The organism is Nitrospirota bacterium (genome assembly GCA_013388455.1).
Lineage (GTDB): Bacteria > Nitrospirota > Thermodesulfovibrionia > Thermodesulfovibrionales > SM23-35 > JACAFF01.
Genome location: JACAFF010000003.1, coordinates 86258 through 102782, shown reverse-complemented (window position 1 = coordinate 102782; position 16525 = coordinate 86258). Strand labels below are relative to the sequence as shown.

Below are 16525 nucleotides of genomic sequence, written 5' to 3'. Positions count from 1 at the left end.
TGACTAATGAGAGGTATTTATATATGAAACTGTTAAAGCAAATCTTTATATTGTTCGCAATCTTTTTATTACTCTTTTGTGCAGGCTGCGGGGGAAGAGGGTCTCCTTCTTTTTATATAAACCAGGACATAGACTTTAGCTTTATTAAGAGAGTAGCTGTTTTGCCTCTGGAAAATCTGACAAATGAAAAGTTTGCTGGTGAAGCAGTAAGGCAGGTTGTAATTAGTGAGCTATTGGCATCAGGACTTGTCGATGTAGTATGTCCCGGCGATGTTGTCACTGCATGCGAAGCTATAAAGTTAAAACAATGTCAATCTCCAAATGCAGAACAGATTAAAACAATAGGCAAAAATTTGAAGGTTCAGGCAGTTATTCTGGGTGCGGTAAATAAATATGGAGAGATAAGAGAGGGAAATGTTACTGCACCTGAAGTAAATATTACCTTGATGATGGCTGATGCAAATTCTGGCAGTATTATATGGTCTGTGACAAAGATACGCGGAGGTGCCAGTTTCTGGTCAAAACATTTTGGTGCAAGAGCAGACACTATGAGCGAGACAGTATTAAAAGTGGTTAGAGAAGCTATACAGACACTCTATGAATATTAAAGCTATTAAAACAGGTGTTGCAAAGGCAATCATAGTTATTTTACTGAGTTTAATATTTCCAGTATTTGAGTCCTTTGCTGGAATTAATGAAGGTAAATATAGAGTAGCTTTATTTCCGTTTGACAACTTCAGTGAAGATAAAAGAGCGCTGGATATTGTAATGCCAGAAATGAAAAAAATGCTTGAAGAAAAGGGATTAGAAGTGCTATACGAAGAGATTCTTAATGCTTTTTTATTAAAAGAAAGAGTCAGGTCTACAGGATACATATCAAAGGAGCTTGCCGCTAAAGCTACTGAAGAATTAAAAGTCGATAGTATAATGGTTGGTTCTATAAATACATTTTTAATAAATGATAATCCGATTTTTGGTATTTCAGCACGTCTTATTAATGCTACAGATAATATGATTCTCTGGGCAGAACATGCATCTGCCACAGGCGAGGATTTTACAACAATTTTTGGTCTTGGAACAATAAAAAATATTGAAGAGCTTTCTGTAAAAGTTATTAAAAAGATGTTTGATTCTTTTAGCACATCGCCTCCTGTAAAAGAAAAGGAAGCAACGTTTAAGATTGCAGTTATGCCTTTTCAGAACAAATCAAAAATAAAAGATGCTGGGATGATAGTAACGAATATGTTTATTGTTGAGCTTCTGAAGAGTGAAAAATTTGAGCCACTTGAATATGGTGATGTGCAGAAGCTTATTGTAGATCGCAGAGTTAAAGATAAAGGAGAAATAGATTATACGAATATTGATGCAATAGCAGACAACTTAGGGGTTGATGGAATAATCTTAGGAACTGTTGAAAATTATCAGGAATCACAGGGAAACAATCCTCCTGAATCTATTATCAGTATTCGACTGATAAATGCAAGAAACAAAAAAATATTATGGTCTGAAACAATGCATTGCACTGGTGGAGATGACATTTTAATCCTTGATTTTGGAAAAGTGAGATCAGCAGAGAATATTGCATACAAGACAGTCTGGAAGCTTGTTAATAAAATGGGAAAAATAAAATGGCGATGAAAAAATTATTGCTTGTAGTTTATTGCTTAATGTTCACTCTCCTGCTTGGTTGTGCGTCAATGAAAACAGGAGATGATCTGGTTCTGGCAATTGTAGATGGTGAACCTATGACTGAGGAAGATTTAAAATATGTGTTGACAATATCACATAGAAGAGAAGATCTATCATCAGCTGGCTCGATAGATTTAAAAAATTACATTCAGAAACTGATAGATGATGAATTGATAATTCAGGAAGCACGAAAATCGGGTATGGATAAACTTCCTGAAATTAAACAGGCTATTGATGCTTATATACTCAGGGAATCTGTGGTAAGACTTCATGATGAAGAAATTGTTAGAAAGGTTTCTGTGACAGAAGAGGAAATTAAGGAATATTACAAGTGTAATTATGAACGTTTCACCATAGGTTATATAGAAACTGATTCGGAAGAAAAGGCAAAAGAGGCTTTAGGGCAGTTAAAAAATAACGTAGATTTTAAGCAGATAGCAGTGGCATATTCCTTGCATTCTTCACAAGAGAAAGGAGGCGAGATTATCTTACTAAAAGGGACGCTGAATCCGTTATTAAAAAATGTAATAGTAAATCTAAAACCAGGAGAAATCAGCGACGTTATAAACAATAAAGACAAATATTATATTGTCAAACTTATTGAGAGAAAAGCAGCACCAGAGGACGAATTCAAAAAATTACAAAAAAGTATAGAAAAAGAGATCAGAAAGAAAAAGGAGAAAGAACTAAGTGATAAATACCTTCAATATCTACGTGAAAAAATGAAGGTGAAGATAAATCGTGAACTTTTAGCAGAGATTAAAGAGATTACTGAAAAAGAGGAAAAGGATTCATCATTAATAGATAAAGAAGTGTTAGTAGAAATCAATGGAGAAAAAGTTTTATCTGTAGAAGAATTTATGAAGTTAATTAAGTCGTCTCGAATTAAATCAACTGATGATTTATTGAATAGCTGGATTGAGAGAAAACTAATAGATATTGAAGCCTTAAGCAGACACTATGAAAAAGGTAAAGACCTTCAGCGAATGATTCATCGTTATGAAAACCAGCTCCTTAAAAAAACTTTTACTGAAAGAGTTATCAAACCACAGATTACTATTACTGAAGTTGATTTGGAAGAATATTATCAAAATAATCAAACAGAATTTCTCAGCCCTGCTAAATATAGGATTCAGCAGATTACAGTAAAAACGATTGAAGAAGCAACAGAGGTAGAAAAAAATCTTCGTAATGGAGCAGACTTTTCATGGATAGCAAAAAGAAAATCTATAGACTCAGAATCTTCAAAGGGTGGAGAAGCAGGTTGGTTTACAAAAAGAGAATTATCTGAACCTCTAAGAAATATTGTAGAGAACTTAAATACTGGAGAGCTAAGCCCGGTAATCCAAGCAAATTCTCAATATAAAATAATAAAAATTCTGGAAAAGCAAGAAGAAGCAATTGAAGAATTCGAAAAAGTAAAAAATGATGTTTCCAAAGCAGTTTATGATAAGAAATTTAAAGAAATTGTTGAAAAATATGTGAATCAACTGAAGAAAGATGCTGAGATATTGGTATATGAAGATGTTATCAAATCACTTGAAGTGAAACTACAAAGATGAAATTGTTTGACTTTATAGCAATTGCTTATAAATAATTACTGTGGTGTATAAAATGTATAAATTTATAATAATACTATTTACTTTTTGTTTTTTATGTACATGTGCATCTGAACCAATGGTAAAAAGAAGAGGATTTGAAGCAAAACCATGCCTTGATTGTCATAAAAAAACATTAAGTGATTTTCAGAAGAAGTATATCCATTCTCCGATGGAAAAGAAAGATTGTGAAGCCTGCCATCTGAGACATGGAAAGATCGCAGTGCTTACCCTCAAAGAGCGTGATGAGAAAAAACTCTGTTTCCTTTGTCATAAAGAATTAGTGACTGAAATTGAAAAAATGCCATTTTTACATACCGCAATAAAACAGAGTAAATGCCTTCCCTGTCATTATCCGCATTCATCAGATAATAAAGCCCTTCAGAGAAACGTAGGTAATGAACAGTGCTTTATATGCCATAAGCAAGACACATTCAACCGGCCAACCCTACATAAGCCAGTTTTAGAAGGATGTCCGACATGTCACTCGGCACATGGTTCAAACTACAAGAATAATCTTATCAAAGCAGAATTGGACATTTGCCAGTCATGCCACAATATTTCATCGAATGATTTTAGAAAAGCTCACAGACAATACCCTGTTGAAAAAGGAAGATGTACAGAGTGCCATACACCACACAGCTCAACCAATGACAAATTGCTCCGTGAATCAGTTCATACGCCTCTAAAGGAGGGTATGTGTTCTTCATGTCATAAGCCAATAACAGATCCGAAACCTCTTGAACCTGTTGCTCAAGGTAGTAAACTCTGTTATAGCTGCCACATTAAAGAAGAGAAAAATTTCAAACAGACCCATAGACATCGCCCTGTTGATGAAGGTAAATGTCTTGAATGTCACAATCCCCATGCGACGGATTATCCCGGAGCTACTTTCAGGGATAAGATAGCACTCTGCACTCATTGCCATGAGAAAAAATCAGATATTATGAAGCAATCGAAGATGCATGCTCCAATAAAGGATAAAGGGTGTACAAGCTGTCATAATCCCCACGCATCTGAAAACCTTTATTATCTTGAGGTCTCTGAAAAAAAGATATGTTTTACATGTCATGATAAAACTGATAAGGAAACAAAAGAAAAATATCTGCATCAGCCATTTGTAAAACTTGAATGTAAAAAATGCCATGACTCGCATGGTAGCAACAATCCTGCATTGTTAAAATTTTCAATGGCTACTCTTTGCTATTCATGTCACAAAAAGGAGGAGAAAAATTTCTTCAAGACTTATATTCATACACCAGTGAATGAGAGAAAATGCATTTCCTGTCATAAACCACATAGTTCCTCGTATAGAACCCTATTAAATAATCCTCCTGAACAGATTTGCATGAGTTGTCACGGAAGTATGCTTAATGAACTTACGGAAGACAAAAAGCACAAACCATTCAGGGAAAAGTCATGCAGAATCTGTCATGACCCCCATGCAAGTGATTATGTAGCAAGCACAGTGCGGACGATGCCTGAATTGTGTCATGATTGCCATAAGACTGTTCAGAACAATATTAAAGAAAAGGAATATATACATTTACCGGTTGAAGAGGGGAAATGTACTTCTTGCCACAGTCCTCATGGAACTATGATCACAAATCTTCTTTTCAATAATCCAAAAGAACTATGCCTTTCATGCCATGAAAGAATTGTTACTACAACTGTCAGAAAAGGGCATATAACCATGGAGATAGGAGATTGTATAAGTTGTCACATACCTCATTCATCTGATTTGAAGAAATTATTAAATGCTAAAGACCCGGCATTATGTATTACATGTCATTCAACTGATAAAGACACGATGTCTAAAGCACATATAAAACCATTAGCTAAAATCAATCGATGCTTGAGCTGTCATGTCCCTCATGTAACAGAAAGGCCCGGTCTGCTTAAACAGATGAAACATAGTCCTTTTGCCAAAGGAGACTGTTCCTATTGCCATGAATAAAAAAGTCTATGATCAAAAGTCATTAATAAATAATAAAAAGCTTGTTAAGTTAACTAATCTTATGTTTATTACAATGATTACTATTTACTTCTTATTATTCACAGCATCTGCTTTCGCAGAGGGAGAGCTCAAAGCAAAGATACCTGATCTTTGTTATCAATGTCATACAAAACTTAAAGAAAGCCTGTTAAGTAACAATCTACATTTTCCATTTAAGGATGGGAAATGCATTGTCTGTCATGATACGCATGCAAGTAACATGAAGGATTTGATAAAGGAAGATATTAACTTCCTCTGTCTAAGTTGTCATGACGGCATTAAGAAGACTCTCAAAAATAATTATGTGCATCAGGCACTGAAGAAAGGAATTTGTACTGATTGTCATTATCCTCATGGTGGACAAAATAAACATCTTCTGATAAGAGATGAGAAAAACCTCTGCTGGGGTTGTCACGAGACGTTAAAAGAGCAACTCAAAAGGACATATGCTCATTTGCCTTTTAAAGAAGGAGAATGTGCATCCTGTCATAATCCTCATGCATCTTCAGAAGAAAATCAGCTTCTTGATAAACCAGATAGAATGTGTAAAAAATGCCATACAGCGAAGTGTAAGGCTGGTGAAGTGTCTATAACATTTGCCACAGAAAATATGGATTGCACTTCATGTCACGGTGGTCATGCATCTAATACTATTAGTCTTCTGGGACCTTATGGACATACAGCATTTTTAGAAAAGAAGTGTGAACAATGTCATGAACCTATTCTGACTGACAGAAAGATAACAACAAAATCGTCTGGTAAGAATTTATGTTTTAACTGTCACAAAGTAGATCCAGCAAAGCTAAAAGAAAAAGATGTTCATATTAATGATGCAAAAGGTGCTTGTGTAATGTGTCATAATCCTCATGCTTCAAAGAATAAAACCCTTACAGTAAAAGAGTCGTTACTATGCTTTACTTGCCATGAAACTACCGAAAGAAGAATTATCACAATGGAAAAGGCACTAAGAGCAAGTCCTGTCAGATGCACCCCTATAAAAGAGAGAAAATGTTTTGAATGTCATGTACCGCCACATTCTAACAATAAGCTATATTTTAAGGTTGATGAGATTCAAACATGTGCAAGATGCCATGTAGCACAACATAAAGTTGCTCATCCACTTGGCGAAAATGTGAAAGATCCGAGAGATGGAAAACCGATAACCTGTATCACATGCCACAGTATGCATTCTGCAAAGGCTGAATTCATGTTATATTTTGACAGGAAAAGACAGTTGTGTATTCAGTGCCATAAAAAGTCGTAGTAAAGTGCGATTAGAAGATTGCAAAGAACTTGGGACTAAGAGAAAAGCATATGCAAAAAAGGAAGCTGGTAAAAATTGCTGTGCTTACAAGGTGTACTGGGTTTACACAGTTTTTGAAGTTTTGGAAGACGGAAAGCTCAATAGACCTTATTAAGGCTGCATACTCAAAAAATGCATTTTTTTGTTTGCTTATCCTTATTTGCGCTCTGCTTTTTACTGACCAATTGGAGGCAAAAGTAACTGGTGCATGTAACAATTGTCATACTATGCATAACAGCCAGAATGGGGTTGCTGTAGCTTATGACTTTGATGGCACGTCTTTCGTAAAAACTGATGTCCCCAGAGGGAATATGCTAATTCATAGCTGTTTAGGGTGTCATTCAAAGACAGATTCTATAACTTGGCAGGATAATATTACAAAGGCTCCAATTGTATTCAACACTGTAGAGCCTACCTATAATACTTTTAAGGGTCTTGCCGCAGGAAATTTTTATTGGATACAAACAGATGACACAAAAGGACATAATGTTTTAGCTTCGAACCCGGAAGATACTTTAAATCCAGTTGTTGCACCCGGTGATACAGGAAATAGTTCATGCGGGACAGAAAGCTGTCATGCCAACATTCATGGAACAGTCGTAGGTGCTGGTTTTGATGGTAGGCAGGGATGTACAAAGTGCCATATGATAGGTAGTGGCACTTACGCAAAAGGCTATCATCATCTTGATGATACAGGTCCTGTAATTGACAGTGCTGATGAAGGCTGGTATCGATTTTTAGATGGTCATCAATTGGGTTCCGGATGTGGTGTAACCGGGATTGAGGATGATGATTGGCAATATAATGCAGACTCAACAGATCATAACGAATATCTTGGGTATAGTGGTACTAAAACATCCACTGGAGGTTTTTCAACTTTGGGAAATACTATGACAGCATATTGTACTGGCTGCCATGGAAATTTTCATATAGAGGATGATGTTTCAACTGGTAGTCCGTGGATCAGACATCCATCAGATTTGATTATCCCTAACTCAGGAGAATATTCGAGTGCATTTAATGCGGTCGGTGGTACAGGGACTTATGACCCACTTGTTCCTGTTGCACGGCAGAGTCTTAGCGGATGGACAGCACCGAGTGGCGTCGTAACTCTTAACTCAGACATGATCATGTGCCTTTCTTGTCACCATGCACATGCATCGCCTTATTTTAAAATACTACGATGGGATTATAAGGGCTGGCCGGGAAACGGCGGTACGAATGGATGTATTGTATGCCATACGTCAAAAGACTAAAGTCATTAGTCAGAGAAAGAAGCCATTAAACATTTATAACAGGGCATTAAATGACAAATGTAAAGGAAAAAGTTTATGAGAAAGTAATAGGCAATTCTTTCCGAAAGTTTCTCTTTATTAAGAGGGGTTTTCCGATAGTTCCCATCTTGATAGAGAGGTTTTTCAAAAATTCCCCTCTAAAAAGAGGGGTTAGGGGCATGTAAGAGTTAGGAGAATTAGGGATGCAAAAGGGTTTCTGGAAACTAAACTGTTACATTAGAAACTATTGGAACATTAAGAGCAGATTTACTCTTCGCTCAATGTTCTTAGTTTTATGTTCTATGCTCTTATCTCTATGCTTTATTCTGCCTGACAGTGCAAGTTCTGGTCCTTATCTCGAGTCTGCTCACGGTGATACTTCTTTCGGAGTGGACAGGACGAGTTTGTCTGCACTTGGTTATTCAAAAGGCAACTGTGCACACTGCCATGAACAGCATGCGATGATTGGTGGCAGTGAACCAAATCCTACAGGCGGACCTAATGCTTATGCATTATTTTACATTAATCATGTAAGCCAGACGGATAATTTTTGTTTTAAATGTCATACAGATCTGAGTTCTTTTCAGTCTGGTGGAATTGTCAACCGTAGTTATAGTTATCGTGCTGGTGGCTGGACCTCTGACACGTTAAATGATATTTTAGAGGCATTTTCTTTTACTTATCCAGGTAGTTCTCATAACCTTAATAATATTAAGACTCTAATAACCAGCAAATCCTGGGGATATACTGCTGATTCAAATCCGTGTAATGCCTGTCATAATCCTCACAGGGCACAGAGAGACCTTCATACTTCTGGCAATAGGGGATGGCCTGTTTCTCGACCAAGCCAGCATAGTACAGATAATAATGCATGGGGTCTCTGGGGAGACGATTCAACAGAGAGGATGAGTTATTATACAGCAAATTATCAGGCTCCTTATCGTTATTCTACCACCACCTATGAACCAGACGGTTCTACTACAACAGATGGTTCTAACTTGACAGACTATGTCACTTTTTGCACTGATTGTCATAGTACTTCAACTATATATAGTTCTACACTCGGGAGAAATCTAAGAATTATTAACTGGGGTGCCTCTGGTGACAAACATGGTAAAAAAGATGCTGATATAGCAATAAGTATGGATAATCCTTATGGGTCTATTATGGGTAAGGTGCTTGCATGCACAGATTGTCATGAACCACATGGTTCACCTAACAGAGTATTAATAAGGAGAGAAGTAAATGGTGGATTACTAAACGGTATTATAACGAATATTCAATCAACAGATAATTGTTATACTTCAGGCCAAATACCACCATTTAATGATACAAATAAAGAGATGGCTTATCTATGCAATAGGTGCCATAAAGATGATTATGAGTTTGATACAAATTGTACTCCAAATAGGTATTACCATATCCATCACGGAAATTCTACGGATCCGTTTTATACAGGAGGCAGTTGTAATACTTGCCATGGGGGGTCAAGTGGAGGAGGAGGCTTACAACCGTGTAACAGACTATGGGAGGCAATAAATTGCAATTGTTGCCATTACCATGGTTCTTTTTCATATGGCAGAGATTCGTTTTGATTTTTGAGAGGATGATATATAGTGGTTAAATATAAAAGTTCAAAAAATATATTAGATAAGAAAAATTCAAGAGATAGGATTAGAAGGCTAGAAATCGAAGCTGCGAAGGAGATAGTGGATGAAATGTTTTCAATCTTGGATGGAATTGACGGGATAGTATATATTTCTGATATTGAGAATTATAATATCCTGCGTGTCAATAAATATATAAAAGATCATTATGGTAATGATATTATAGGTAAAAAATGCTTTGAAGTATTTCAAGATGGACAAAATAAGCCTTGTGAATTTTGTACAAACAATCGTATACTCATAAATGGCAAACCAGCACCACCAGTTACCTGGTGTTTTCAGAATAAGAAAACAGGGCGATGGTATCATTGCATTGACAAGGCAATTCTTTGGCCTGATAAGCGCTATGTTCGAATGGAAATTGCGATTGACATAACAGAGCTTAAAAATTCTGAATTAGCTCTACGTGAATCTGAAATATTTCACAAGATGATATTTGAAAGCATTAATGATCCGTTTAATATTATTGATAATAATTATCGAATAGTTAAGGCAAACGAATCATATGCCCGGCTTAGAGGAAAAAGTATTGAACAGTTGATAGGGAATTTGTGTTACAAGGTTCTATATCAAAGAAATACAATTTGTGATAATTGTGCAGTTAAGGAAACTTTTGATACAGGCAAACCTCAGACAAAAGAAAAAAAGATAAATTTTCCTCCAGAAATGAATATCTGGTTAGAGATTTATACATATCCTATTATTAAAGGTGGAAAAATATCTCATGTCATTGAATATACAAGGGATGTTACAAATCGTAAAATGATCGAAGCTGAAAGAGATTTTATGTTAGATAAATTGCAACACCTTTCACGTACAGATGATCTGACAGGACTTCTTAATAGAAGGGCTCTTATAGAAAAATTAGAAGAGGAGATTAACAGGGCTAAAAGATATGGTTCTAAGTTGTCTTTGATAATAATTGATGTTGATTATTTTAAAGGAATCAATGATACTTATGGACATGATGTTGGAGATAGAATACTAAGAGAAGTTTCTTTATTGATGAGAGAATCACTACGTAATATCGATGTAATCGGTAGATATGGAGGAGATGAATTTTTTATAATTCTGCCAGAGACCTCAATGGAAGCAGCAATGGAGATTGCAGAAAGGATTCGTTTAATGGTAAAAAATTATCCATTTAAAATAAATATAAAAAGAGAAGTTAGAGTTACGCTCAGTCTCGGTATTGCTGAATATAATCCAGAAAGTGAGGATATAGAAAGTTTTATTAAAAGATCAGATAATGCTTTATATGTTGCAAAAGGGGAGGGAAGAGATAGGGTATATGTTATAGAAGATTATAGGTCAAATTCTATGCCATGAAAAACACATTTCAAGATTTTAACATTTCATAGATTTCATTAATTAAATAATCGAAATTTTCAATTATTCTCTAAAGTATTTTTTCATAAATTCTATATTTTTTATACAATCTTCCTTTTATCATTTCAACAAGCTTCTGAACAGGAATATTATCTTCAAGTATCCATGAAAATTCTGCCCTCTTATAACCTCTTTTTTTTGCTCCTTTAAATCCTTCTCTGAATAAGAGGGCATCAACACCCTTCTGCCTGAATTCAGTTCTTATGCCGAGAAGTAAAAGTCTTAGATCCTTAATCTTTTTAGAATAATATATACCCTTCATTATACTAATAAGGTTGAATCTGCCTTTCATCTGTTTTAGGACAAAGTTATAATCCGGTAATATTCCCATAAATCCAACAGGCTCATTACCTTTTTCAGCAATAAGTGTAATATCGGGCACCAATAACGGTTTCAAATCATTCCCGAGATATGTAAGTTCCTCATCTGTCAAAGGGATAAAACCCCAGTTCTTTTCCCATGCAGAATTATATACAGTTCTGAATTTTTCCATGTCCTCATCAAACTTCTTTATATTTATCGGTCTGACATGTATCCCACGTTTTGTAGCTATTTCAGCAGCCCTTTCTATTTTTTCGGGTAGTTTGTCAGGAATATCAATTATATAACTGAAAAGATCTTTTGCTTTTTCCATTCCGTATGTTTCTATAATTTCGCGATAATAGGTGGGATTATAAGAAGTCATAATCATAGGATAAGTTTCAAAACCTTCTATTAGAAGACCGCACTCATCGTTTGTTGAAAAGCTCATTGGCCCCCGCATGATTTTCATCCCGGCATTTTTTAGTGATTCAGACACAGTATCGAAAAGGGCAAAGGCAACTTTTTGATCATTTATCGATTCAAAAAAACCAAAGAACCCTGCTTTTTCATTATGAAATTCGATATGTTTATAATTAATAATTGAAGTTATTCTTCCTGCGGTCTTACCATTTTTAAAAGCAAGAAAGAATCTCACATCTGCATGCTTAAAAAAAGGGTTTTTTGTGCGGCAAAACTTTTTTTTCATTTCTCTTATTAGAGGTGGGATGTAAAATAAATTATCAGAATAAAGAAAATATGGAAATTTTATGAAATCATCGAGTTCTTTTTGGGTTTTAACCTCGATTATTCTTATACCTTCAGCAATCATTGGTTATAAGTCATTATTCTAAACTTCTTTACCATTGACCAGTGACCAATGACTAATGACTAAATAGTGCCATTTATATTATTCCCAGCGTCTTGCCTACTTTTTTAAACGCTGAAAGTACAATATCAAGGTGTTCATCCGTATGGGTTGCCATATAGCTTGTTCTTATCAAAGACTTTCCAAAAGGGACTGCTGGTGTTACAGCAACATTTGCAAAGACACCTTCATCCTGAAGCATCATTGCCATTGAAAATGCCTTTTCATCTTCACCAACTATAATAGGGATTATCGGGGTTTGACTGGGTCCAATTTCAAAACCAAGATCTTTGAACCCCTGTAACATTTTTCTTGTATTTTTCCAGAGATTTTCTCTTCTTTCCGGTTCATTCTCAATAATATCTAAAGCTGCACTAACAGAAGCTACTGACGCAGGAGGTGGACTTGCACTGAAGATAAGAGAACGAGCATGATGTTTAACATAGTGTATAATATCTTCATCCCCCGCAATGAATCCACCAATAGAAGCAAGGGATTTGCTGTAAGTACCCATTATTATATCTACTTCATTTTCAAGATTAAAATGTTCTGCCGTCCCACGCCCTGTGTTCCCAAGTACTCCAATGCCATGTGCATCATCAACCATCAAGCGTGCACTATATTTTTTTGCGAGCTGTAAAATTTCTGGAAGTTTAACAATATCTCCCTCCATACTGAAAACCCCATCAACTACTATGAGTTTTCCTTTTTCATCATATTCCTTTAAAACTCTTTCAAGATCTAAAATGTCATTATGCTTAAATTTTCTTATATCGCCGAAGGAAAGTCTGCACCCATCGATTATGCTTGCATGATCCATCTTATCTATTAATACAACATCCTCTTTACTCACGAGTGAAGATATTACCCCTAAGTTTACCTGAAATCCAGTAGAGAAGACTAAAGCTGCTTCTTTTCTCATGAAGCGTGCAAGTTTTTCCTCGAGTTTCACATGTATATCAAGAGTGCCATTAAGAAACCTTGAACCTGCACAACCTGTACCATACTTTTTGATAGCTTCTATTGCTGCCTCTTTAACTTTTGGATGGTTTGTAAGTCCAAGATAATTATTTGAACCAACCATAATCATTCTGCGGCCATTCATTATAATCTCAGGATCCTGTGCACTCTCTATGACCCTGAAATATGGATATAATCCTTGAGCTATAAAAAACTTTGCCTTATCAAAACGGTAACACTTATCAAATATATCTGATGATTTTTTTATAGCCATCTGTGAATTCTGTACCAGTCTGCTGTCCATTTTATACCTTCCTTAATTGTGACTTCTGGTATGAAATTTATTTCTTCACGTACCAGTTTTGCATCACAAATCCAATGTGAATATCTGAAATCCTTTATCCTGTCTCTATTGATGATACCATATTTATTTATTCTTTCATTCATAAATGCGAAAAAGGGCATAAAAAATTTCGGAACCTTTAAATGACGTGGCTTTACATTTAATGCAGATGATATATATATGGCTATTTCCTCGCCACTATATGCTTTATCATCTGATATAAAATATATCTTCCCATCAGCTTGCTTGTTTTCAGCACATGATATAATGCCACGAACGAGGTCTTCTACGTATAATAGTGAATAATAACATTTCCCGAGATCAAAGAAAAAACCCTTTTTGATCATCTTGAATATTAACAGCATATCTTTATCTCTTGGGCCATAAACAGCGGGAGGCCTTATTATAGTTACCGGTATTATATCTTTATATTTCAAAACAGCTTTTTCACCTTCGAGTTTGCTTTTCCCGTAATCAGATACAGGTGACGGATGCGAATATTCGTTTACAGGGTTTCCATTTTTACTGGGCCCCACAGCAGCAAGACTGCTAAGATAGATAAACCTTTGTATATTCGGATTTCTTTTGACAGTGGCTTTTAATAGATTTTCCGTGCCTTTTGTATTTATGTTATAAAAATCATTACTTGTTATAGATTTCGTAAGTCCTGCAATATGGAAAACATAATCAAAATTTGAAACTATATTAATTAAAGATTCTGATATTGTGCAATCACCGTTAACAACATTTATGTTAAGGTTTTCTATCCATTTTAAGTTAGATGTTTTTCTTGAGAGACACGTAACCTTATAGCCTCTCTTAATAAGTTCCTCACAAAGATGGCTACCAATAAATCCTGTAGCTCCTGTCACCAGAGCTTTCATAATTTAACAATATTTTGGACAAAGGAGATTTGTAGAGTCAAGCATAAATAGAGCCGATATTACGATATTATATTGACTTAAAGGCTCATAGAATTTAGTCTTGCTATACGTTCCTCAATAGGAGGATGTGTACTGAAAAGTTTTAACAGACCACCTCCTGATAATGGATTAACAATAAACATATGGGATGTTGCTGGATTTGCCTGCATATGTATTTTCTGAGATGCCATATGAAGTTTTTTGAGTGCACCTGCAAGATATCTTGGATTACCTACAATCTTTGCACCACCTGCATCTGCTGCATACTCCCTTGATCTCGAGATAGCCATCTGAACAATCATTGCTGCTATAGGACCAACAATCATCATAATAATAGCGGCAATCGGATTTCCACCTTCGTCATCATCTCCCCTATGACCACCGAAGATCATTGCCCATTGTGCCATTTGTGCAAGATAACTTATTGCTCCTGCAATAGTTGCAGCTATTGTGCTGATAAGAATATCACGATGTTTTACGTGTGCAAGTTCATGCCCTATTACTCCCTGAAGTTCTTCATTTGTCAAAATACGCATAATACCCGTTGTTACTGCAACAGCAGCATGTTTCGGGTTTCTTCCAGTTGCAAATGCATTTGGCTGGTCTGCATCAATAATATAGACTCTGGGCATGGGTATTTCTGCTTTCTGAGCAAGTCTTCTTACCATTGCGAAAAGCTCAGGAGCTTCTGACTCTGTTACTTCTTTTGCTCCATACATTTTCAATACTATTTTGTCACTGAACCAGTATGCAAAAAAGTTCATTCCAATAGCAAAGATCAGAGCTATGGTCATTCCCTGCTTGCCGCCAAGCGCACCCCCAGCCCATACAAGGATGAGAGTTAACGCTACAAGAAGAACCATTGTTTTTATGTTATTCATAGTTTTTTATCTACCTCCGTTGAAGTCTAATTACTGCTAATAATATGTTATCTTAAAAATATTTATATTTTCAAGAATAGGTGTCTTTTGCGGCTGCAAGCCAAACATATATACACTTATTGTTGAACTGCCCTAATATCTGTATTTACTGAGTTGGGTTTCTGAAGCTATAATCTATTGTTTCAACAATGTAGATCAATATTTAGTTGTGGAGGAAAGCGTTCAACGTTTTCTGTTAGGCGTTTGGTTTCTATTTTGAGCCATATGCATGAAGTCCAGAAAGGAGTAAATTAACTCCGAGATATGTGAACATCACTGCAGTGAAACCGATAACTGCAACAATCGCTATTTTTTTACCCCTCCATCCCCTTATCATCCTGCCGTGTAAATAGAATGCATATATAAACCATGTTATCAGTGACCAGGTTTCTTTTGGATCCCAGCTCCAGTATCTACCCCATGCCTGATCTGCCCATACAGCACCAAAAATAAGTCCTCCGAGAGTAAAGATTGGAAATCCTACAGCAATACTCTTATATGTTATTTCATCAAGTATTTCAGAACTTATATTGAATTTCATGATAGCTGTTTTCAGGATATAGCCATATTTCCACACAAGAAAAAGAACGGCAATTGTTACAATCCAGCTGATTATTTTAATAATACCCGATGGATTCATAAATGAAGATTTAAACAGATAACTTTTAATGAAGATATCCGGCTTTACCGCAACTTTAAAAGTGAGAAAATCAATGCCCATTGCAATAAGGATTACAACAAAACATCCGAATGTTATTGTCCAGAATACATACGATAAATCTTTCCCTTTTTCAGTTGTGAAAATCAGATACATAATGCTTGTACTAAATGATAAAGCAAATGCAGCATATGAAAGAAAACTCATCGTTACATGAGCTAACAACCAGTTGCTTTTCAATGCAGGGACAAGAGGTTGAATTTCCTTTGTAACACCGGTGAGATCGATGAATGCCAGTGCAAGACCAGCAATAGGAGTTATAAATGCGCCGAATGAACGGTTTTTGAATTTGAATTCAATAATCAGATATCCTAGTATCAGGCACCATACAAAAAATATGAGCGATTCATATAGATTTGTAAGAGGTGCAGAACGTATAAGACCTAACCCGCTGAGATCAGCAAATTCTTTCCATCTAAGAAAAATAGCAAAGGTCTGGGAGACAAAGCCAATAACAGTTATTATTGTTGCAAAAATTCCAACAGAACTCTTTCTGAAAGCAAGATAAGTTATATATATCATCATTGCAAAAATATAAGCCATTGTTGATAGACCAAATAAAAAAGAACTGTTCATC

Annotated in this window: 13 protein-coding genes; 8 read left to right on the top strand and 5 right to left on the bottom strand. The window is 35.6% G+C overall.

The window, feature by feature from the left end:
• The first annotated feature begins 23 nt into the window (after window positions 1-23).
• The 8 genes from HXY53_01355 to HXY53_01320 all read left to right on the top strand — a co-directional run bounded on the left by HXY53_01355 (window position 24) and on the right by HXY53_01320 (window position 10856).
• Window positions 24-608, top strand: coding sequence for a hypothetical protein (locus HXY53_01355; protein ID NWF75218.1), 585 nt, complete (start codon window positions 24-26; stop codon window positions 606-608).
• A complete protein-coding gene (locus HXY53_01350) occupies window positions 598-1638 on the top strand; it encodes a hypothetical protein (GenBank protein ID NWF75217.1) in 1041 nt (346 codons plus the stop codon). Before HXY53_01355 ends, HXY53_01350 begins: the two co-directional genes overlap by 11 nt.
• Complete coding sequence (locus tag HXY53_01345) at window positions 1629-3251, top strand: peptidyl-prolyl cis-trans isomerase (GenBank protein ID NWF75216.1); 1623 nt, start codon at window positions 1629-1631, stop codon at window positions 3249-3251. The genes HXY53_01350 and HXY53_01345 overlap by 10 nt, the downstream gene beginning before the upstream one ends.
• A gap of 52 nt (window positions 3252-3303) precedes the next feature.
• A complete protein-coding gene (locus tag HXY53_01340; protein ID NWF75215.1) occupies window positions 3304-5244 on the top strand; it encodes a hypothetical protein in 1941 nt (646 codons plus the stop codon).
• Window positions 5237-6547: a hypothetical protein gene (locus tag HXY53_01335; GenBank protein ID NWF75214.1), complete on the top strand. Its 1311-nt coding sequence runs from the start codon at window positions 5237-5239 to the stop codon at window positions 6545-6547. The genes HXY53_01340 and HXY53_01335 overlap by 8 nt, the downstream gene beginning before the upstream one ends.
• Window positions 6548-6597: 50 nt before the next feature.
• Window positions 6598-7842 carry a hypothetical protein gene (locus HXY53_01330; GenBank protein ID NWF75213.1) on the top strand — a complete coding sequence of 415 codons (1245 nt, stop codon included), beginning with the start codon at window positions 6598-6600 and terminating at the stop codon, window positions 7840-7842.
• 299 nt (window positions 7843-8141) lie between these two features.
• The gene (locus HXY53_01325) at window positions 8142-9455 is read left to right on the top strand and encodes a hypothetical protein (GenBank protein NWF75212.1); all 1314 of its coding nucleotides are present in this window, start codon (window positions 8142-8144) and stop codon (window positions 9453-9455) included.
• Between the two features lie 21 nt (window positions 9456-9476).
• A complete protein-coding gene (locus tag HXY53_01320) occupies window positions 9477-10856 on the top strand; it encodes a diguanylate cyclase (protein ID NWF75211.1) in 1380 nt (459 codons plus the stop codon).
• Between the two features lie 70 nt (window positions 10857-10926).
• Here the strand turns inward: HXY53_01320 and HXY53_01315 are convergent, their stop codons facing one another.
• The 5 genes from HXY53_01315 to ccsB all read right to left on the bottom strand — a co-directional run bounded on the left by HXY53_01315 (window position 10927) and on the right by ccsB (window position 16524).
• Window positions 10927-12048, bottom strand: a complete 1122-nt coding sequence (locus HXY53_01315) for an N-acetyltransferase (GenBank protein NWF75210.1) — start codon at window positions 12046-12048, stop codon at window positions 10927-10929.
• Window positions 12049-12121: 73 nt separating this feature from the next.
• Window positions 12122-13348, bottom strand: coding sequence for a pyridoxal phosphate-dependent aminotransferase family protein (locus HXY53_01310; protein ID NWF75209.1), 1227 nt, complete (start codon window positions 13346-13348; stop codon window positions 12122-12124).
• Window positions 13309-14271, bottom strand: a complete 963-nt coding sequence (locus HXY53_01305; protein ID NWF75208.1) for an NAD(P)-dependent oxidoreductase — start codon at window positions 14269-14271, stop codon at window positions 13309-13311. Before HXY53_01305 ends, HXY53_01310 begins: the two co-directional genes overlap by 40 nt.
• 77 nt (window positions 14272-14348) lie before the next feature.
• Complete coding sequence (gene htpX, locus HXY53_01300) at window positions 14349-15191, bottom strand: zinc metalloprotease HtpX (GenBank protein ID NWF75207.1); 843 nt, start codon at window positions 15189-15191, stop codon at window positions 14349-14351.
• 250 nt (window positions 15192-15441) lie between these two features.
• Window positions 15442-16524 (bottom strand): c-type cytochrome biogenesis protein CcsB, encoded by a 1083-nt coding sequence (gene ccsB / locus HXY53_01295; protein ID NWF75206.1) that lies wholly within the window; start codon window positions 16522-16524, stop codon window positions 15442-15444.
• Window position 16525: the final 1 nt, after the last annotated feature.